Origin of the sequence: Pigmentiphaga litoralis, assembly GCF_048632615.1 — a bacterium.
In the GTDB taxonomy this organism is placed as follows: Bacteria; Pseudomonadota; Gammaproteobacteria; order Burkholderiales; family Burkholderiaceae_B; genus Pigmentiphaga; species Pigmentiphaga litoralis_B.
The window spans coordinates 4,504,658-4,524,726 of the sequence record NZ_CP184479.1; the positions used below are offsets into that span (position 1 = coordinate 4,504,658).

A 20,069-nucleotide genomic window follows, 5' to 3' on the forward strand; every position below is an offset into this window, starting at 1 on the left:
CGGCACGTCCGCGTTGCACTGCGATGGGGCAAGGCGCGCGGGGCCGCTCGACGGTCAGCGTTCGCATGAAGCCGGCTGGAACCGCGCATTGAGCAAAACTGGATCCAACGCGGACAAACCATGTCGATGTTGCAAAATTTAGTTGGTTGATGGGGCACGTCGTCCAAGCGCGAAAATCGCTGTAACATCAGGCGTTTACGGTGCCGGTCAGGCATCAGAGCGGGATCCTGAGGCCTATTGACACTCTGAAGGTTCTCCCGAATAGTGGATCGCCATATCGCGGACTGAATTCAATTTTGTCAGTTCTGGATCCACTTTGGTGCGAGTGTGCGGGCGGTCGTACACGACGCCCGCACCTGCATTGGGAATGTCCATGCACGTCGTTGTTATCGGGACTGGAATCGTTGGCGTCTGCACGGCGGCCTGGCTGCAGCGCGACGGCCATCAGGTCACCTTCGTGGATCCGCGCGCGGCGGGCGAAGCCTGCTCCTTCGGTAATGCCGGATCGCTGTCCCCCAGTGCCTGCCTGCCGGTCGGCATGCCGGGCATGTGGAAAAAGGTGCCGGGCTGGCTCCTTGACCCCCTCGGCCCGCTAACGGTTCGTGGGACTTACCTGCCCGCGGCCCTGCCTTGGCTGCTGCGTTTCCTGCGCCACTCCCGCCCGGCCGAAGTCGTGCGCATTGCGACCGCCATGCGCAATCTGCTGGCGCCCATCTTCGACAATTACGGCCCTTTGCTGACCCATGCCGATGCGCAGGGATTGGTGCGCCGGTCCGGCTGCCTGTACGTGTATTCGGGACGCGAGGTCGCGCGCCAATGGCAATGGGGCATGGACCTGCGGCGGCGGCTGGGCGTCGACATGCGGGACGTCGGGCAGGACGAACTGGAAACGCTGGAACCTGACCTGCGCGGCAAATTCCGATTTGGCATTCTGGCGCCCGAAAATGGGTCCACGCTGGACCCGTCGGAACTGGTCAAGGCGCTGTATGCGCAGTGCCTGCGGGATGGCGCGAGCAAAGTGTCCGATCAGGTCACCGGCTTCGTGCGGCGCGGTGATACGGTAAGCGGGGTCCGGCTGGCGCAAGGCGATGTGCTGGACTGTGATGGCGTGGTGATCGCGGCCGGCGCGTGGTCCGGGTCGTTGACGCGCATGCTGGGCACGCGGATCCCTTTGGAAACCCAGCGTGGCTACCACGTGACCGTCAACAGCTCGAACCTGCAACTGAAGCACACGGTGATGGCGGTCGAACACAACATGATGGTCAACCCGATGGCCAAAGGCTTGCGCCTGGCCGGGTCGGTGGAATTCGCGGGCCTGAAGGCGCCGCCCGACTACCGCCGGTCCGCCGTGCTGCTGTCGCGAGGCAAGGACATGTTCCCGCACCTGGATGCCAGCCGCAGCACCGAGTGGATGGGCCATCGGCCGTGTCTGCCGGACAGCATGCCGGTAATCGATCGGTCTCCGGGCGTGGCCAACGTGTGGCTGGGATTTGGTCATGGCCACGTGGGCATGTGCGGCGGTGCAACGACCGGGCGCGAAATCGCAAATCTGGTGGCGGGACGGCCGACCGGCGTGGACCTTGCACCGTTTTCGGCGGCGCGGTTCTAGATGGACGGCATCGCTTCGAGAGCGGATGGGGTGGACGGTGAAGCCAGGTCCGGGGCGCTGCCGGCCAACGCCCGTGGCTGGGAAGTCGCCGTCGATGTCGGCGGCACGTTCGTCGACGTGATCGCCGTATCGCCCGATGGGGTCGTACACCCGTCCAAACATGCGCGGCGCGGGGCGGCGCCCGCCGAAGCCGTGCTGGCGGCGGTGGACGCGGTCGCTTCCGTACAAGGCTTTTGTGGCGCCGACGTCACGCGGTGGTTGCACGGAACAACACTCGCCACGAACCTGCTGCTCGAACAGGATGCCGCGCCGATCGGCGTCCTGGTGCCGCGCGGGTTTGCCGACGTACTGACCCTGGGGCGGCAGAGCCGCCGCGATGTGTATGCGAGCCATGTTGGGGTGCAGACGCCGGTCGACCTGATACCCGAAGACTTGCGTATCGAGATCGACGGCCGCCTGGATGCGCGGGGCATCGAGATCGAACCCCTGACAAGGTCGTCGGTGGCACAGGCCCTGGCCGCGCTGCACGCCGCCGGCGTGCGCAGCGTGGCGATCTGCCTGCTGTTTTCGCACCGGAACCCCGCGCATGAACGTCAGGTGGCAGCCTGGTGTGCCGAGCTGTCGCCCGCCTTGCAGGTGTCCTTGTCGAGCGACGTCGACCCGCGCCCCCGAGAGTTCGAACGCTGGCTGACCACGGCCATGGACGCCTACGTCAAGCCGGGCGTGTCAGCCTATCTGCAGGCGCTGAAGGCAGGCCTTGCCGAGCGCGGCTACCCGGCGCCCTGGGTCATGCGGTCGTTCGGCGGCATCGCGCCGGTCGATGAGTGCGCGGCCCTGCCCATTGCGTTGGCCATGTCCGGGCCGGCTGCAGCGGTGAATGGCGTGGCGCGGATGATCGATCCTGCCACGTCCGCGTCGGTGGCGATCAGCATCGATATCGGTGGCACCACTTCGGACTTGAGCCTGCTCGAGCAGGGCGCCGCGCGGTATACGCAGGCCCTGGCGGTCGGCCAGCTGGACTTGCGCGTGCGGTCGCTGGATATCGTCTCCATTGCGATGGGTGGCGGGAGCATCGTGCGCGTGACTACGGCGGGGGCGTTGCGGATCGGTCCGGATTCCGCCGGTGCGCGGCCCGGTCCTGCTGCGTATGGGCAAGGCGGCCAACTGGCCACCGTGACCGACTGCCTGGTCGTGCTGGGGCGCCTGCCCGAACGGCTGGCGAGTGGTCTGATGCTCGATCGCGGCAAGGCCGAGGCTGCTGTGAACGAAAGTGTCGCCGCACCGCTGGGCCTGTCTGTCGCGGCAGCGGCCGCGGCGGCGCTGGCCGTGGCCAATGCGTCCCTTGCGGAAGCCATCAAGCGCACGGCCTTTGCCGCCGGGGTGAATCCGCGCGAGGTGACCTTGGTGGCCGCCGGTGGAGGAGGGGGCTGCACGTGGCCGAAGCCGCCGCACTGGTGGGCGCGCGGCGCGTGGTCGTGCCGCCGCTGCCCGGCGTGGCCGCCGCCTGCGGCCTGCTGCGCAGCCCGCGCATCGCGATGAAAGAAGCCGCAATGTCAGGCGTACTTGATGACGAAGACGTGCTGCCCGCGATCGAAGCGCTGCTGCGGGAACTGACGGCTGCCTTGCCCGCGGACAGCGCCGCAGGTGTTGCAGCAGGTCACCTGGCGGGCAACACAGCAGGTCATCCAGCAAGTCACTCAGCAGGTCACGCCGAACGTGTCGTCGACAGCTTTATCGACCTGGGCTATCTGGGCCAGGAGTTCGCCCTGGAAGTGGCCTACCGGCCAGGCGTGGACACGGCGGCAACGTTGGCGGCGCGGTTCGATGATTTGCACCGGCGCGTGCGGGGCCAGGCGTTCGCGGGCGGACATCGGGTGCATGCCGTGCGCGCGGTGGCACGATGGGCGCCACTGGCCAGATCGTTGACGTTGACAACGAAAGGCGACGGCGCGGACGCGCAGCGTGCGTCAATGCCTGTGCCGGAAACGACCGTGGCCTTGCAAGCGCCAGGTGGCCCATCCCGCGCGGTGTTGGCGCGCGCAGGGCTTGCCGCGCACGACACGGGCACCGGCCCCGCGCTTGTGACCGCCCCGGACACCACCATCTGGATTCCGCCGTGGTGGCACTGGGCCGTTGGTGACGACGGCGTGCTGATCCTGGAGGCGCCATGACCACGAACTTGTCCGTGCCGTCCCGCGATGCCATCACTTCGGATGATCCATCGCCTGTGGGCAGCGCCCCTTCCCTTGACAGCGTTGCCGCCGCCATTGACCCGGCGTCCCTCGAAATTCTGCGCATGCAGCTCGAGGGCATCGCGGACCGCATGCAGGACGCCCTGGTGCGATCGGCCATCTCGTCCATCGCCCGGGAAGGCATGGACTGCGCCGCCGCTATCTTCCTGCCCGACGGCCGCGTGATCGCGCAGGCGCGCTCGCTGCCGCTGTTGCTGGGCAGCATGATCCCGGCCGTCGCGGGCATTCTGAACGCCTTTCCGATCCACGACCTGCGCGACGGCGACGCCTGCCTGGTCAACGATCCGTGGTCGGGCGGCACGCATCTGCCCGACATGGTCATGGTCAAGCCCGTGATGCTCGACGGCCACGTCGTCGCGTTGACCGCAGCCATTCTGCATCACCAGGACATCGGCGGCAGCACGCCCGGTTCCTTGCCGCCCGACGCTACCGACGTGTTCGTGGAAGGGTTGCGCCTGCCACCGGTGCGATGGCGGCGAGACGGCCTGATCGATCCGGGCATGCGCACGGTGCTTGCGGCCAACAGCCGCACGCCCGGCAACCTGCTGGGCGACCTGGATGCGCAATGGGCGTCCATTTCGTTGGGGGAACGTGAGGTGCAGGAACTGGCGCGGGCGCAGGGGACGGCGTTCTTGCCGGGCTGCGATGCGCTGATCGTACAGGCCGAGCGCATGACGCGCGATGCGCTGGCGGCGCTGCCCGACGGCGTTTTTACCCACGCCGACCGGCTCGACGCACGCGGAACTTCATCCGGCACCCTGCCTGGCCGCGCTGCCGGTAACGCTTCCGGCAATGCGATTGGCAGCGCGACAGGCAACACTACCGGCAACACGACAGGCAACACTACCGGCAACGTTCCCGACAATGTTTCAGCCCACACCCCCGGCGTGACCGTGCAGGTTACGCTGACCAAGACCGGCGACCGCCTGCACATCGACTTCACAGGCTCTTCCGCGCAGGCCCCGGCGCCCGTCAACGCGCCGCCCGCCGCGGTTCTGGCCGCCCTGTTCTTTTTCTGCGCACGCTGGCGCCCGATGCCCCCAGCAATCACGGTTGCCTGCATGCGGCCGACTGGGTGCTGCCCGAAGGGTCTGTGGTCAACCCGCGCTTCCCGGCGGCGGTCAACGCGCGCACGGCCACCGTCAAGCTGGCCTGCAACACGCTGCTGGCGGCATGGGCCAAGGCCGATGCCGCCCACGCGTCCGCGCCCCATTCCGGGGTCGCGGTGGTGCTGGCGGTGGGCGGCAAGGACGCGGCGGGCCGGCCGTATTTCTTTACCGAGATCATCGCGGGCGGGGCGGGCGCCGGCCCGGCTGGCGCGGGCGCCAGTGGCATCTCCACCGATGTGGGCAATGGCAAGAACCTGCCCATCGAAATGCTGGAAAGCCAGGCACCGCTGCGTCTTGAAACCTATCGCCGCCGCCGCGGATCGGGAGGCGCGGGGCGCCACGCGGGCGGCGATGGCGTCGTGCGCACCTACCTGCTGCTGGAAGGCGAGGCCACCGTGTCGTATCGCGGCGAGCGGCACGATGCCGGGGCGCCCGGTGCGCAGGGCGGGGCCGCCGGGGCGCCGTCGCGAGCGCACCTGGTTCGCCGCGATGGCCGCATCGAGCCGCTGGCGTCGAAGACGCGATTCATTTGGCGCGCCGGCGATCGGCTCACGATCGAAACGGCGGGCGGTGGCGGCTGGGGTGCGCCATGACGGATTTCCGACGAACGCATGTCCTGGAGGGTGGTATGAAAGCCGTGTTGTCTTTGCTCTGTGGTTCGCTCGTTATCGCCGCATCTGGCGCTGCGCATGCGCAAGCTCCGGCGGCGGGTCCAGCCAGTGCCGGCGCCTTTCCCAACAAGATGGTGCGCATCGTCGTGCCGTTCCCGCCCGGCGGCAGCACGGATGTGCTGGCCCGCAAGCTGGCCGACGCCATGACGCAGGACTTCGGCCAGTCGGTCATCGTGGAAAATCGGCCCGGCGCGGGAGGCACCGTGGGTTCGGCCTTCGTGGCGCGTGCGCCAGCCGACGGCTACACCTTGTTGATGGGGGTGACGGGTTCACACGCGGTCAGCTACAGCCTGTACGCCAAGCCCAGCTATGACCCGGTGAAGGACTTTGCGGCCATCTCGATGATTGTCAACTCGCCCTTGATGCTCGTCAGGAACGCCAACGTGCCCGCGCGCACGGTTCCAGAATATGTGACCTACGCGAAGAGCCGGCTCGCGCAGGTCACCTATGGGTCACCCGGCAACGGCACGTCCATGCACCTGACCGGCGAAATGTTTGCGCTTGCCACGGGCGCGCAGTTGCTGCATGTGCCTTACAAGGGCAGCGCCCCGGCTCTGAATGATTTGCTGGGCGGCCAGCTCGATTCCATGTTTGGTGACCTGCTGGTGGTGCAGCAGTTCGTGAAGTCGGGAAAAATCCAGGCGATCGCCGTGACCTCGCAGCAGCGCCATCCCATGTTCCCGGACGTGCCCACGGTGGCCGAGTCGGGGGTGCCAGGCTTCGAAGCCTTGTCGTGGCAGGGCCTGTTCGCGCCGGCCGGCACGCCGCCCGAGGTCGTGGCCGCGCTGAACGCGGAAGTCACCAAGGTGCTGGACCGGCCCGACATGAAGGCCTTCTTTTCATCGCAGGGATTCATCGTGACGCCCAGTTCGCCCGATGCGTTCAAGACCTTCGTTGCGGCCGAGGTCAAGAAGTGGGCTGCGATCGTGAAGGCTGCGGGCGTGCCCGTGGAATAGGGCAGCGGCGGTGGCTGAAGTGCAGCCCGCCGCGGGTCAGTCGCCGCTGGCCGTGCGACCCGCCGTGTGCAACAGCCAGGGAACGACGCGCAAGCCTCGGTCAGTGATGCCCGAACATCAGGCGCATGGCTGGCAGGAATTGCGCCGCGGTTTCGGGCTGCTCCAGGGCGTGGTCCAGGTTCATCTGCGCCACGCTGACGTGCTCCTGCATCAGCGCCTGTGCCCGCGCGCCTTCGCCTTTTTCCATGACGTGTACCAGCGTGTGGTGCTGCAGGTGCGCATACACCATCCACTGCTGGCGCTCGTTGTCGGCATTCTGCATGGGCAACATGGTGCTGGGCGCGGCGAAAGGCAGCCGGTTGTTCATGTCGATCGCGCGGGCCAACGCCGAATTGCCGGCGGCATCCACGATCAATTGATGGAACCGATCGTTCATGGCGCCGTACAGCGCGTAGTCGTCGTAGTTCATGCCGGACTTGCTCAGGGCCCGGTCGCCATCACGCAGGCAACTGCGCAGGTCCAGCGACAGCTGGCGCGACACCCCATGCTCGGCCACCAGGCGCGCCGCCATGCCTTCCAGGTGGCCGCGCACCGCAATCGAATCGGCGATCTCGCGCGGCGTGAAGCGCCGCATCATGTAGCCGTTGGTCGGGGACGGCTCGATCAAGCCTTCCTGCTCCAGCGCCGCCAGCGCCAGACGGACTGGCGTGCGCGAGACGCCCAGTTTTTCCGCCAGCGGGACTTCGGCCAGCCGCTCGCCAGGCGCAAATTCGCCCTTCAGGATCAGATCGCGAAGCTGCACGAGAACACGGGTCTGTTGTGATTCCACAGGGGTCTCCAGGGGCCGGGGGCGAGGAATATCGCGATTGTAGCGCTGTGCACAAAACTGGATCCAGTTTGGTGCGATGCGCACGGAAATGGGCGGGTTGGGTCGATCACGTCGTGCTGCGGCTTGTTCCAAGAATGGCACCGAAACGGCGCTATATCAAGCGATTGGACCAATCCAGGGATTTGAACCGAAAAGCTTCCGCGCTTCATCAGAAAAACCTGTTTACTTCCTTGGATCCAGGATTTAGGATGCTGCATGCATTCACGGACCGCACCCACAGGCGCGTGCCCAGGTCCCCGGCAAGGAGCTTCCAACGATGATGACCGCAGCCCAGAACGAACGTCTTACCCGGGTCGGCCCGGGCACCCCGGTGGCGCGCTGCTGCGCCAATACTGGCAGCCCGTCGCATTGCTCGATGAACTGGAAGGCGACCGCCCCATCAAGCCGGTCAAGTTGCTCGGGCAAGACTTCATCGTGTTCCGCGACGACAGCGGCCGCTATGGCATGCTGGACCGGGACTGTCCGCACCGCAACGCCGACCTGGCCTTTGGCCGCCTGGAAGATGGTGGCGTGCGCTGCCTTTTCCATGGCTGGCTGTTCGACGTGAACGGCAATTGTCTGGAAACACCCGCCGAGCCGGAAGGCAGCAAGCTCTGTACGCGCATCAAGCAAGGCGCCTATCCGGTGGTGGAAAAGGGCGGCATGCTGTTCGCCTACATCGGCGGCGGCGAACCGCCTGCCTTTCCGGCCTTCGACTGTTTTATCGCCCCCGATGCGTACACGTTTGCCTTCAAGGGCTTTCTGGATTGCAACTGGCTGCAGGCGCTTGAAGTCGGCATCGACCCGGCCCATGCCTCCTATCTGCACCGCTTCTTTGAAGACGGCGACACCGACGCCAGTTATGGCAAGCAGTTCCGTGGCGCGTCCGCCGACTCGGCCATGCCCATCACCAAGGTGCTGCGCGAATACGACCGCCCGGAAATCAAGATCGACGCGGTCGACTATGGCCTGCGCCTGACGGCCTTGCGCAAGTTGCCCGACGACCAGACGCATGTGCGCGTGACCAATCTGGTGTTCCCGCAAGCCTTCATCATTCCAATGAGTTCGGAAATGACGATCGCGCAGTGGCACGTGCCGCTGGACGACGGCAGCTGCTATTGGTACGCCATCTTCACCAGCTTTGGCGCGCCCGTGAACAAGCAGCAGATGCGCGATCAGCGCTTGGCGCTGTACACGCTGCCCGACTACCTGCCCCGTGTGGGCCGCTTCAACAATTACGGCTACGACAGCGCCGAACAGCGCGCGCACACCTATACCGGCATGGGCCACGACATCAACGTGCATGACCAATGGGCTGTCGAATCGCAGGGCAAGATTCAGGATCGCACGCGTGAACACCTGGGGTCGACGGACAAGGGCATCGTTGCGTATCGCCGCCTGCTGGCCGATGCGATCGACGCCGCCGAAGCCGGCCGGAAACCGCTGATGGTCGTGAATGCCGAACAAGCCTCGGCCATGACGGGGCCACCGTCGATCGACGGGGTGGGGCCCGGCGACACCTGGGGCGATTACTGGAAAGACGCGGACCGCAGGCGGCGCGATGCGTCGGAGTGGGCGTCGAAAGTCTGCCTGGAGTAAGCCATGGCCTTCGTTGAACAGTTCGGACTCTGGTCGGCGGTGCAGTCGGCCGCAGGGCGCGAGGTTGCCAGCGCGCTGGAAAGCGGCAGCATCGACACGGTGCGCTTTTCCTTTCCCGACCAGCACGGCATTCTTCGCGGCAAGACCCTGGTCGCGCAGGAAGCCATCAAGGCCCTGCGCAGCGGCGTGACGATTACGACCACCATGTTCGCCAAGGATACGTCGCACCGCACCGTGTTCCCGGTGTTCTCGACCGGAGGGGCTTCAGCCGGCCGGAAATGCAGGGCGCGGCCGACGTGCTGATGGTGGCCGACCCGACCACGTTCAAGGTCTTGCCCTGGGCGCCCGGCACCGGATGGCTGCTCTGCGACACCTACTTCCAGACAGGCGAGCCCGTTCCGTTCGACACGCGCCAGCTGTTCCGGCGCACGCTCAAGGGCGTGACGGACGCTGGTTATCGACTGATCACCGGACTGGAAGTCGAATGCCATGTGTTCAAGGTCACGCAGCATCACATGCAGCCGCAAGACGCCGGGCAACCGGGGCAGCCTGGCGTGCCGCCCGACGTGGAACTGCTGTCGCATGGCTATCAATACCTGACCGAACTGCGCTACGACGGCATGGACGATGTCATGCAACTGGTGCGCACGACCGCGCAGCAACTCGGACTGCCGCTGCGGTCGCTGGAAGTCGAATTCGGCCCCAGCCAGTTCGAATTCACCTTCGCCCCCGACGACGCGCTGGCCACGGCCGACGCCATGATCCTGTTCCGCAGCGCCGTCAAGCAGGTCTGCCGCCGCCATGGCTATCACGCCACGTTCATGTGCCGCCCCAAGATCCCGAACGTGGTGTCGAGCGGCTGGCATCTGCATCAGTCGCTGGTGCGCACGTCGGATGGGGTCAACGCCTTCATGCCGACGACCGAAGGCGAACAGCTGTCGGACATCGGCAAGCACTATCTGGCGGGTCTGCTCGCCCATGCCTGTGGCGCTACCGCATTGTCGACCCCCACGCTGAACGGCTACAAACGCTATCGCCCGTATTCGCTGGCGCCGGATCGCGCGATCTGGGGCCGCGACAATCGGGGCGCGATGCTGCGGGTGCTGGGCGGCGTGGGCGACAAGGCCAGTCGTATCGAAAACCGCATCGGCGAACCCGCTGCCAATCCCTATCTGTACTTCGCATCGCAGGCCATTTCGGGCCTGGACGGTGTGCGCCGCACGCTGGATCCGGGCCCGTCGGCCGACATGCCCTACGAGACCGACGCGCCTATCCTGCCCCGGTCCCTGGCCGAAGCCCTGGATTGCCTGCGCGCCGATGACGGCCTGGTGGACGGCCTGGGCGCAGGCTTCGTCGATTACTTCTGCCACATTAAGGAAGCCGAAATCGCACGGTTCCAGCTTGAAGTCAGCGATTGGGAACAACGCGAATACTTCGATACCTTCTGAACGGTTTATCCCCGATACTCGACACCTTCGCCGCAGGGCGGAACATTTGCAACGGAGCTGATATGGTGATCAAGAGCAAGCTGGCAACGTGGCTGGCATGTGCATCCGCAGTGGGATGGGGCGCGGCCGGCGTCACGGCGCATGCCGCCGACGACACGCTGCGCATTGGCGTCATTGCCTCGTACTCCGGCCCCTATGCGGACTACGGCAAGCAGTTCGACAATGGCATTGCCATCTGGCTGAAGGAACACGGCGGCAAGCTTGCCGGCCGCAAGGTCGAGATCATCAAGAAAGACACGGCGGGCGCCGCGCCCGACCTGGCCAAGCGTTTCGCGCAAGAACTGGTGGTGCGCAACAAGGTCAACTTCCTGGCTGGCATCGACTTCAGCCCCAACGCGTACGCGGTGGGCGCCGTGGCGGCCGAAGCCAAGATCCCGACGATCGTCATGAACGCCGCGTCGTCGGCCATCACGACCCGATCGCCGTACGTCGCCCGCACGTCGTTCACGGTGCAGCAAGTGTCCGCGCCCATGGCGCAGTGGGCGCTCAAGAATGGCATCAAAGAGGTCTATACCGTCGTGGCGGATTACGCGTCGGGTGTCGATGCCGAAAGCGCGTTCAAGAAGGCATTCACCGCGGGCGGCGGCAAGATCGTGAACTCCGTCCGCACGCCCATGAACAACCCCGACTTTTCGGCCTACGTGCAGCGCATCAAGGACGACAAGCCGCAAGCCGTCTTCATCTTCTTCCCGTCGGGCGTGCAGCCGCCCGCGTTTCTGAAAGCCTTCAAGGAACGGGGCCTGGAAGAGGCCGGCATCAAGCTGATCGCCACCGGCGAGGCGACCGATGACAGCTACCTGGACGCCACGGGCGACGTGGCGCTGGGGCTCGTCACCAGCCACCATTATTCGTATGCCCATGCATCGCCCAAGAACCAGAAGTTCGTGAAGGACTTCAGCGCGCAGTTCGGCGACAAGCTGCGGCCCAGCTACTTCGCGGTGGCCGCCTACGACGGCATGGCCGCGCTCGACGCGGCCCTGGCCAAGACCAAAGGCGACGTGAATGGCGACAAGGTCATGGAAGCACTCAAGGGCGTGTCGTTCGAAAGCCCGCGCGGCCCGATCGCCATCGACCCGGCCACGCGCGACATCGTGCAGACCGTCTACATCCGCCGTGTTGAGAAGGTGAATGGCAAGCTGGTGAACGTCGAGTTCGATCAGTTCGAGAAGGTCAAAGACCCCGAAAAAGAAGCCCCTTGAACCGGTTGATGGCGGAGCGCGCGCGATGATGTCGGTCGGATTGGGCATCCTGTTCGATGGACTGGCCTATGGGATGCTGCTGTTCCTGATCAGCATCGGGCTGTCCGTCACGATGGGATTGATGGGGTTCGTGAATCTGGCCCATGGCGCCTTCGCCATGTTTGGCGGCTACCTGGCCACGGTGCTGATGCAGCAGGCGGGGTGGCCGTTCCTGGCGACCTTGCCGGCGGCCTTCGTCGTCGTCGCGCTCGCCAGTGTGCTGGTGGAACGGGTGCTGTACCGCCGCCTGTACCGGCGCGGGCCGCTGGATCAGGTGTTGTTCACCATCGGCCTGACGTTCATGGCCGTGGCGGCCATCACCTGGATCTTCGGGCCCAGCCAGCAGCCGGTCGTGCTGCCGGACTTCCTGCAAGGACAGACTCGGGTGATGGGGCTGGACTTCGGCATCTACCGCCTGTTCCTGATCGCCGTAGGCGTGGCGGTGACGGCGGCCGTGGTGCTGGGCATCGAGCGAACGCGCTTCGGGGCGATGGTGCGCGCCGCGGTCGACAACCCGGTCATGGCGACCGGTCTGGGCATCAACGTGGGCGGCGTGTTTGCGGTTGCCTTCGCGCTTGGCAGCGGCCTGGCCGGACTGGGCGGCGCGTTGGGCATCCAGATCCTGGGGCTCGATCCCTCCTTTCCGCTCAAGTACCTGGTGTTCTTCCTGATCGTGGTGTCGGTCGGCGGGCTGGGATCCGTCAGCGGCACCTTGCTGGCCGCCTGTCTGGTGGGTGTCTTTGACGTATTCGGCAAGTACTACCTGCCGCAGGTCGGCGCCTTCATCATTTACGCCGTGATGGTCGGACTGCTAATGTGGCGGCCGAACGGCTTGCTGGGGAAACGGGCATGACGACGGTGTCCACACCCGGCGCAAGTTCCGCGGCGACGTCTGCCGCGACATCCAGCGCAAGGCCTGACGCGACAAACCCTGCGACGCATGTTCCGGCGCAAGGCCCGGCACGCAGCGCTGCGCACGGATGGCTGCGCCGCCGCGGCTGGGAAATCATGCTGTGGCTGGCGTTGCCGGCTCTGGTGTTCCTGCTCTTTCCGAGCTATCTGGTGCTGGCCAGTCAGGTGTCGGCGGCGGCGTTGTTTGCGCTGTCCCTGGACCTGCTGGTCGGCTATGCCGGCCTGCTCTCATTGGGGCACGCCGCGTTCTTTGGACTGGGCGCCTACACGGCAGGCTTGCTGTCCACGCACGGCTGGACAGAACCCCTTAGCGGGCTTGCCGCCGCCGGCCTGGTGGCGGGCGTGCTGGGCTTCCTGACCGGTTTTGTCGTGGTGCGCGTGCGCCATCTTGCCCAACTGATGGTCACGTTGGGCATCGGGCTCCTGATCTTCGAAGGCGCCAGCCGCCTGCGCGACGTGACCGGCGGCGATGACGGCCTGCAGGGCATGGTCATCGCACCGCTGTTCGGGCTGTTTCCATTCGATCTGTATGGACACACCGCGTTCGCCTATGCCTTCGGCGTGCTGCTGGCCTGTTTCATCGTGTTGACGCGCATCATCGACTCGCCTTTTGGCCTGGCCTTGCAGGGCCTGCGCGACAACCCGCAACGCATGGCGGCCATCGGCACGCCGGGCAATGCCCGGCTGCGCAAGGCTTATACGATTGCCGCGATCTTCGCGGGCATCGCGGGTGGTCTGCTGGCGCAGACGACGCAGTTCGTCGCCCTGGAAACGCTGAGCTTCACCCTGTCGGCCGAAGTGCTGATCATGCTGGTGCTGGGCGGCGCCGGTCACCGGTACGGCGGGCTGGTCGGCGCAGCGGTGTTCATGATCGCACGCGACATGCTGTCCGACATCAACCCCGAATACTGGCAGCTGGGCATAGGCGGCGTGATGGTGCTGGTCGTTCTGTTCGCGCCGGGCGGCGTGCTGGGCGGATGGCGGGGATTGAAGGAGTGGGGCGCATCACGCCGTCCGGGCGGTTCCGCGGTCGGTTTCACGGACGGGCCGGGCGCAGGCGATACCACCGCGGCGCCGATGCCCGTCCCACCTTCTTCGACCAAGGCCCGGCCATGACACTCGCGCTGCAAACCTCCGGCCTGACCAAGTCCTTCGGTTCTCTGAAAGTCACTCAGTCCGTGGACTTCGCGCTGCCCGCCGGTGCACGTCACGCCCTGATCGGTCCCAATGGCGCCGGCAAGACCACCTTTATCAATCTGCTCACAGGCGCCTTGCCGCCGTCGGCTGGCCGCATCGATCTGCTCGGTGAAGACATCACGGCCTTGCGCCCCGACCAACGCGTCAAGCGTGGCTTGGTACGCACGTTCCAGATCAACTCGCTCTTTCCGCAACTGACGCCGCACCAGTCCGTCACCCTGGCGATCTGCGAACGCGACGGCGTGACCGGGCAATGGTGGCGGCGCACCGGCGCGTATACCGCCGCACTCGACGAAGCGTCCGCCATCCTGGCGCAGCTGCGGCTGGCGGCGGTGGCCCACACGCCGACCCGCATGCTGCCGTATGGTCAGCAACGCATTCTTGAAGTGGCCGTGTCGCTGGCCCTGCGGCCGCGCGTGCTGCTGCTGGACGAGCCCGCGGCCGGCATTCCGTCATCGGAAAGCGCCGAGCTGTTCGAGGTCATCGGGAACCTGCCCGCCGACATGGCGCTGCTTTTCATCGAACACGACATGCATCTGGTTTTCCGATTCGCCACGCGCATCACGGTGCTGGTTGCCGGCGCCGTCATGGCCGAAGGCACGCCCGAAGACATCGCTGCCAATCCGGACGTCAAGACGGTGTATCTGGGCAAAGGAGGGCGGCGATGAGCGCGGCGCTTCTGGAGTTCGACCGGGTCAGCGCCGGCTACGACCGCGCCACCATTCTGGAAGACCTGAGCCTGACCGTGCGCGAAGGCGAAAGCCTGGCGCTGCTGGGCCGCAACGGCGTTGGCAAGACCACGCTCATCTCCACCATCATGGGCGCCACCGTCATGCGCGGCGGAGCCGTGCGCTGGCGCGGCGCCGACCTGGCCCGCGTCGCGCCGCATCGCCGCGCCGGCATGGGCATCGGCTGGGTCGCGCAGGAACGCTGGATCTTTCCGTCATTGACCGTCAAGGAAAACCTGCTGACCACCGCGCGCGGCGGCCCATGGACATTGGACCGCATCCATCAGCTGTTTCCGCGCATCCAGGAGCGCGAGCACAACTTGGGCAACCAGCTGTCGGGCGGCGAACAACAGATGCTGGCCATCGCCCGCGCGCTGATGCTCGATCCCAAGCTGCTGCTGCTGGACGAGCCGCTGGAGGGTCTGGCCCCTGTCATCGTCGACGAACTCGTGTCCGCCATTACTGCCATGTGCGCGACGGGCGACATGACCGTCATCCTATTGGAGCAGCATGCCCATGTTGCCCTGGGCCTGACAAAAAAAGCCGTGGTGATGGACCGCGGCCGGATCGTGTTCGAAGGCGACAGCGCCAGCCTGCTGGATGACGATGCGCGGCTGGAACGGTTGATCGGGCTGGGGTAATTCCGCTTAATGGTCTGTAGGGAATGCTTATTCCGATTAAGAGTTCTGCTCCGATCGCTTACGGCACATAAGCAACGCGAAAAAACCCGGCCAGAGCCGGGTTTTTCACACCACCTTCAGACCGGACAATCAGCCCTTGGCTTCCAGGTGATACTTCGTCGCCAGATCCACTTCGGTCTTCGACCCCAGGATCACGCTGACACGTTCATGCAGGGCGCTGGGCTGGATGTCCAGGATGCGCTGCGTACCGTTCGTGGCGGCGCCGCCGGCCTGCTCCACGAGCATGCTCATCGGGTTGGCTTCGTACATCAGGCGCAGCTTGCCCGGCTTGCCGGGCTCGCGGGCGTCCCATGGATACAGGAACACGCCGCCGCGGCTCAGGATGCGATGCACGTCGGCCACCATCGAAGCCACCCAGCGCATGTTGAAATCCTTGCCGCGCGGACCGGTCTTGCCGGCCAGGCATTCGTCCACATACTGCTTCACGGGCGGCGCCCAGTGGCGCATGTTCGACATGTTGATCGCGAATTCCTTGGTGTCGGCCGGGATCCGGATGTCCGACTGCGTCAGCACCCACGAACCCAGTTCGCGGTCCAGCGTAAAGCTGTGCACGCCCGAACCCACCGTCAGCACCAGCATGGTCTGGGGACCATACACGGCGTAGCCGGCGGCGACCTGGCGGCTGCCAGCCTGCAGGAAATCCTGTTCCGTGACTTCGCGGCCAGCCGCTTCGTCGGGCGCGCGCAGCACCGAGAAGATGGTGCCGATCGATACGTTCACGTCAATATTGCTCGAGCCATCCAGGGGATCGAACAGCAACAGGTATTCGCCCTTGGGGTAGCGGTTCGGAATCAGGTGGATGGTTTCCATCTCTTCCGACGCCATGGCCGCCAGGTGGCCGCCCCATTCGTTGGCTTCCAGCAGGATTTCGTTCGACAGCACGTCGAGCTTCTTCTGCACTTCGCCTTGCACGTTCTCGCTTTCCAGGCTGCCCAGGACGCCGCCGAGCGCGCCCTTGCCAACGGCATGACCGATCGCCTTGCAGGCGCGGGCAACGATTTCGATAAGGAGGCGGACTTCTGACGGCAGCGCGGCTTTGTCGCGTTGCTGCTCGATCAGGAACTGGGTAAGCGTCTTGCGCTTCATGCGGAGATCTCCAGGGCTTTTGAAACGATTTCAGTGACGTTGCGCGACAAGCCGGGATGGTTGCGGACATCCTCGAGCGCCTGCTTCATCTGGGCGCTGAGCGCCGGGACGTACCGGATCCAGCGATCCATGGCACGGGCCAGCCGCGCGGAAATTTCGGGGTTCAGGCGGTCCAGGGCCAGCACTTGCTCTGCCCAATAGCGGTAGCCGCTGCCGTCGGGGCGGTGGAAGCCATACGGGTTGTTCAGGCAGAACTGGAACACCAGGGACCGTGCGCGGTTCGGATTGCGCAGCGTGAACGCCGGATGCACCATCAGACCGTTCACGGTATCGACATCGGTATGGCGGCTCGTGGCCTGCAGCGTGAACCACTTGTCGACCGACAGCGGGTCGCTCTGATAGCGTTCGAAGAAGTCGGCCAGCGCGCGGTTGGCAGCGTCGCGCGGGCCGAAGTTGACCAGCGCCGACAGCGCGGCCATCCGATCCGTCATGTTTTGCGATGAGGCATATTGCTCGCTGACTTGCGCCTCGGCATTCGGCGCGCCGCCCGCGAGCAGGAAGGCCAGGGCCAGGTTCTTCATGGCGCGCTTGCCGGCGGACAGCGGGTCCGGCGAATACTCGCCCGGGGTCTGGTTGGCGTCGACGGCGGCTTGCCAGTCATTCGCCAGGCGGCGGCCCAATTCGGCGCGCAGGTGGTCGCGCGCGGTGGCCAGGGCAATCGGGTCGACTTCGGTCATGCGTTCGGCCAGCGTCTTTTCGGCCGGCAGCGCCAGCGCGCGCGCGCGATAGGCGGCGTCCAGGTCGGTGGCCGTCAGCACCGAGCGCCAGGCCTCGACAAAGCTGTCCGACAGGCTGGCCGGCTGGCCGCCGCGCACGGCGTCGGTCGCGGCCAGGATCTGGCGGGTCGCCAACTGCTGGCCGGCTTCCCACCGCGCGAAGGCGTTCGTGTCGTGCGCCATCAGCAACGCCAGTTCGGCATCGCTGAAGTCGTAGTCGACGATCACGGGCGCCGAAAAGTCGCGCAGCAAGGAGGGCACCGGACGGCTCGGAATGTCTTCGAAGACCCATTCGGCGGTTTCGGTCGTCAGCTCCAGCAGGCAGCTGTCGGACGCGGCGGCGTCGCTGCCCGCGAGCTTGAGCGGCAGCGCAGCGCCATCGGCGTCCAGCAAGCCCATGGCAAACGGAATGTGCAGCGGGGGCTTGACGGCAATGCCGGCCAGACGCTCGACCCCCACCGGCGCGCACGATTGCGTCAGGCGCAAGGTGCAGCGCCGTGTGGCGCCATCGTAGGACATGTCGACCTTGACGCGCGGCGTGCCGGCCTGGCTGTACCAGCGGCGGAACACGCTCAGGTCGCGGCCTGGATGGGTCTTTTGGTAGACCGATTCCATGGCGGCCACGAAGTCGTCGCAGGTCACTGCCTGGCCATCGTGGCGGCGGAAGTACTCGGCCAGGCCTTCGTTGAAACCGTCGGGGCCCAGCAGCGTCTGCTGCATGCGGATGACTTCGGATCCCTTCTCGTACACGGTAGCGGTGTAGAAGTTGCCGATTTCCTGATAGCTTTCCGGGCGGATGGGGTGGGCCATCGGCCCCGCGTCTTCGGGGAATTGCGCGGCGCGCAGGGTCACGACGTCGTCGATGCGCTTGACGGTGCGCGCGCTGGCGGCGGCCGTTTCGTCCAGTCCGGCGGCCATCATGTCGGCCGTGAATTCCTGGTCCCGGAACACGGTCAGGCCTTCCTTCAAGCTAAGCTGGAACCAGTCGCGGCACGTCACGCGGTTGCCAGTCCAGTTATGGAAGTATTCGTGGCCGATCACGGCTTCGATGGCGCCGTAGTTGGCGTCGGTGGCGCTGTCGGGATCCGCCAGCACGTAGGCCGCGTTGAAAACGTTCAGGCCCTTGTTTTCCATCGCGCCCATGTTGAAGTCGCGCGCCGCCACGATCATGAAGCGGTCCAGGTCCAGTTCCAGCGAAAAGCGGGTTTCGTCCCAGCGCAGCGCGCGTTCCAGCGATTCCAGCGCAAACTGGGTCTTGTTTTCGTTGCCCGGATCGCTGTAGACCTGCAGCAGCACTTCACGGCCCGATTGCGTCTTGACGCGCGATTCGCGCCACGTCAGCTTTCCTGCCACCAGCGCAAACAGGTAGCACGGCTTCATGAAGGGATCTTCCCACTGCGCTTCGTGGCGGCCATCGGGCAGGTCGGTCTGGCCGATCAGGTTGCCGTTGGACAGCAGCACCGGAAATTCCGCCTTGGCTGCGCGCATGGTGACGGTGAACCGCGACATGACGTCCGGGCGGTCCGGGAAATACGTGATGCGGCGGAAGCCTTCGGCCTCGCACTGCGTGAAGAACACGCCGTTGGAGACATACAGTCCCATCAGGGTCGAGTTCGCCTGGGGCGAGCAGCGGTTGGCGATCTCGAGTTCGGCCGTCTCGCTCAGCCCGTGGATCGTCAGGCCATGCTCGCCAAGTTCATAGCGCGACGCGTCCAGCAATTGGCCGTCCACCTTGATCGACACCAGGTCCAGTTCCTCGCCGTCGAGCACCAGCGGCGCGCTGGCTTCCTTGCGATGCAAGGACAAGCGGGACGTGACGAGCGTACTGGCCGGATCCAGGTCGAAATCCAGGTGCACCGCCGTCACCTCGAACGGGTAGGGGCGGTAGCTCTGGCGGCTGATCGTGATGGGGCTATCGGTGCGCATAGGAATTCTTGACCGGAGAAAATGACGGGAGTCGGAAGGACAGGAATGCGAGTTGCGACGGTCGGATTGTACGGGCGGCGGAAAGGTAAACCCAGCCGTCTACGGTATCTGGCCGAGGCAAGTGAACCCGGAAGGATAATCCGGGTCAGAAGCCTATAGTAGTAAAAAACACGTTCCCGACTTTTCTCCGGAAGCAAATATGTCGATGTTCAAATGTAATTATTCGTCAGACACGGGCGCGGCGTTGCGGTCGTTGCGTCGGAGCGCCGGATGGGCGGTCAAGCTGAGCGCCGTGCTGGTTTTGGCGGGTTGCGCCTCGACCCTGCCGGCACGGGTGACCACCTTCCAGCAGTGGCCTGCCGACGCGCCGGGGGCAAGCTATAAATTGACGCCGACGACCGAACAGCAGGACAGCCTGGAATACCGGCAATATGCCGACATGCTGCGTACGGCAATTGGCCCGGTCGGTATTGTCGAAGCCAAGCCTGGCGCCCAGGCGCGTTTCCTGGTCACCATGCACTATGGTGTCGAGCCGGTGCAGGTACGGGTTGAACGTCAGTATGATCCCTTCTATTCGCCGTGGGGCCCATATGGTTATGGCTTTGGCGGATTCGGCGGCCGGCGCGGTGGGGGTTTCGGCTTCGGGGTGCCCTTCGGCGGCGCGCCGTACCCGGGGACCTGGTCGTCCACGACCATGGATGCGTCACGCGCGTCCCTGAAGGTGGAGATCCGGGACGCCACGCAGAACAACGCAAAGGTGTATGAGTCCACGGCGGTAAACACGGGCTCGGGCGGTTCCCTGCCCGAAATCATGCCGTATCTCGTGCGCGCGATTTTCGATCGGTTCCCTGATACGAACGGCCAGGTGCGCCAGGTGAATTACGAAATGGAAAACCGGCGTTAATGCAGGCAAGTAAGTAAAAGGCCCGACAG

General features: G+C 65.5%; 13 protein-coding genes and 3 pseudogenes. 13 read left to right on the forward strand and 3 right to left on the reverse strand.

All coding sequences use genetic code 11. From position 1 onward, the window contains the following. Positions 1-373 precede the first annotated feature (373 nt). The 5 genes and pseudogenes from ACNANG_RS20845 (at position 374) to ACNANG_RS20865 (ending at position 6,597) form a co-directional block, all read left to right on the forward strand. Entirely contained in the window at positions 374-1,609 is a 1,236-nt protein-coding gene (locus ACNANG_RS20845) for an NAD(P)/FAD-dependent oxidoreductase (protein WP_420224617.1), read from the forward strand. Beyond that, positions 1,610-3,148: a hydantoinase/oxoprolinase family protein gene (locus ACNANG_RS20850; protein ID WP_420224618.1), complete on the forward strand. Its 1,539-nt coding sequence runs from the start codon at positions 1,610-1,612 to the stop codon at positions 3,146-3,148. After that, positions 3,043-3,780: a hypothetical protein gene (locus ACNANG_RS20855; RefSeq protein WP_420224619.1), complete on the forward strand. Its 738-nt coding sequence runs from the start codon at positions 3,043-3,045 to the stop codon at positions 3,778-3,780. The genes ACNANG_RS20850 and ACNANG_RS20855 overlap by 106 nt, the downstream gene beginning before the upstream one ends. A gap of 152 nt (positions 3,781-3,932) precedes the next feature. Next, positions 3,933-5,563 (forward strand): annotated as a pseudogene (locus ACNANG_RS20860) (hydantoinase B/oxoprolinase family protein). A 35-nt stretch (positions 5,564-5,598) separates the two neighbouring features. Next, entirely contained in the window at positions 5,599-6,597 is a 999-nt protein-coding gene (locus ACNANG_RS20865) for a tripartite tricarboxylate transporter substrate binding protein (protein ID WP_420224620.1), read from the forward strand. 100 nt (positions 6,598-6,697) lie between these two features. Here ACNANG_RS20865 and ACNANG_RS20870 read toward each other — a convergent pair whose 3' ends face one another. Next, positions 6,698-7,426 carry a GntR family transcriptional regulator gene (locus ACNANG_RS20870; protein ID WP_179586371.1) on the reverse strand — a complete coding sequence of 243 codons (729 nt, stop codon included), beginning with the start codon at positions 7,424-7,426 and terminating at the stop codon, positions 6,698-6,700. 316 nt (positions 7,427-7,742) lie between these two features. Between ACNANG_RS20870 and ACNANG_RS20875 the strand changes: the two are divergent. The 7 genes and pseudogenes from ACNANG_RS20875 (at position 7,743) to ACNANG_RS20905 (ending at position 15,288) form a co-directional block, all read left to right on the forward strand. After that, positions 7,743-9,064, forward strand: a pseudogene (locus tag ACNANG_RS20875) (Rieske 2Fe-2S domain-containing protein). Between the two features lie 3 nt (positions 9,065-9,067). Next, positions 9,068-10,512 (forward strand): annotated as a pseudogene (locus ACNANG_RS20880) (glutamine synthetase family protein). Between the two features lie 62 nt (positions 10,513-10,574). After that, on the forward strand, positions 10,575-11,771 hold the full coding sequence (locus ACNANG_RS20885; RefSeq protein ID WP_420224621.1) for an ABC transporter substrate-binding protein: 1,197 nt from the start codon (positions 10,575-10,577) through the stop codon (positions 11,769-11,771). Positions 11,772-11,799: 28 nt separating this feature from the next. Next, positions 11,800-12,663 carry a branched-chain amino acid ABC transporter permease gene (locus ACNANG_RS20890; RefSeq protein WP_420227612.1) on the forward strand — a complete coding sequence of 288 codons (864 nt, stop codon included), beginning with the start codon at positions 11,800-11,802 and terminating at the stop codon, positions 12,661-12,663. Beyond that, a complete protein-coding gene (locus ACNANG_RS20895) occupies positions 12,660-13,838 on the forward strand; it encodes a branched-chain amino acid ABC transporter permease (protein ID WP_420224622.1) in 1,179 nt (392 codons plus the stop codon). Before ACNANG_RS20890 ends, ACNANG_RS20895 begins: the two co-directional genes overlap by 4 nt. After that, complete coding sequence (locus ACNANG_RS20900) at positions 13,835-14,587, forward strand: ABC transporter ATP-binding protein (protein ID WP_420224623.1); 753 nt, start codon at positions 13,835-13,837, stop codon at positions 14,585-14,587. Before ACNANG_RS20895 ends, ACNANG_RS20900 begins: the two co-directional genes overlap by 4 nt. Beyond that, entirely contained in the window at positions 14,584-15,288 is a 705-nt protein-coding gene (locus tag ACNANG_RS20905) for an ABC transporter ATP-binding protein (RefSeq protein ID WP_420224624.1), read from the forward strand. The genes ACNANG_RS20900 and ACNANG_RS20905 overlap by 4 nt, the downstream gene beginning before the upstream one ends. 129 nt (positions 15,289-15,417) lie before the next feature. On the opposite strand, the gene ACNANG_RS20910 is transcribed toward ACNANG_RS20905, so the two are convergent. Next, positions 15,418-16,434: a class 1 fructose-bisphosphatase gene (locus tag ACNANG_RS20910; RefSeq protein ID WP_420224625.1), complete on the reverse strand. Its 1,017-nt coding sequence runs from the start codon at positions 16,432-16,434 to the stop codon at positions 15,418-15,420. Then, positions 16,431-19,136, reverse strand: coding sequence for an aminopeptidase N (gene pepN / locus ACNANG_RS20915; protein WP_420224626.1), 2,706 nt, complete (start codon positions 19,134-19,136; stop codon positions 16,431-16,433). Before pepN ends, ACNANG_RS20910 begins: the two co-directional genes overlap by 4 nt. Positions 19,137-19,335: 199 nt before the next feature. Between pepN and ACNANG_RS20920 the strand changes: the two genes are divergently transcribed. After that, on the forward strand, positions 19,336-20,040 hold the full coding sequence (locus tag ACNANG_RS20920; protein ID WP_420224627.1) for a DUF4136 domain-containing protein: 705 nt from the start codon (positions 19,336-19,338) through the stop codon (positions 20,038-20,040). Positions 20,041-20,069 lie beyond the last annotated feature (29 nt).

Coding starts and splice junctions, on each gene's coding strand:
- ACNANG_RS20910 (WP_420224625.1), bottom strand. CDS start 16,434: ATGAAGCGCAAGACGCTTACCCAGTTCCTGATCGAGCAGCAACGCGAC.
- pepN (WP_420224626.1), bottom strand. CDS start 19,136: ATGCGCACCGATAGCCCCATCACGATCAGCCGCCAGAGCTACCGCCCC.
- ACNANG_RS20850 (WP_420224618.1), top strand. CDS start 1,610: ATGGACGGCATCGCTTCGAGAGCGGATGGGGTGGACGGTGAAGCCAGG.
- ACNANG_RS20885 (WP_420224621.1), top strand. CDS start 10,575: ATGGTGATCAAGAGCAAGCTGGCAACGTGGCTGGCATGTGCATCCGCA.
- ACNANG_RS20845 (WP_420224617.1), top strand. CDS start 374: ATGCACGTCGTTGTTATCGGGACTGGAATCGTTGGCGTCTGCACGGCG.
- ACNANG_RS20920 (WP_420224627.1), top strand. CDS start 19,336: ATGTCGATGTTCAAATGTAATTATTCGTCAGACACGGGCGCGGCGTTG.
- ACNANG_RS20900 (WP_420224623.1), top strand. CDS start 13,835: ATGACACTCGCGCTGCAAACCTCCGGCCTGACCAAGTCCTTCGGTTCT.
- ACNANG_RS20890 (WP_420227612.1), top strand. CDS start 11,800: ATGTCGGTCGGATTGGGCATCCTGTTCGATGGACTGGCCTATGGGATG.
- ACNANG_RS20905 (WP_420224624.1), top strand. CDS start 14,584: ATGAGCGCGGCGCTTCTGGAGTTCGACCGGGTCAGCGCCGGCTACGAC.
- ACNANG_RS20865 (WP_420224620.1), top strand. CDS start 5,599: ATGAAAGCCGTGTTGTCTTTGCTCTGTGGTTCGCTCGTTATCGCCGCA.
- ACNANG_RS20895 (WP_420224622.1), top strand. CDS start 12,660: ATGACGACGGTGTCCACACCCGGCGCAAGTTCCGCGGCGACGTCTGCC.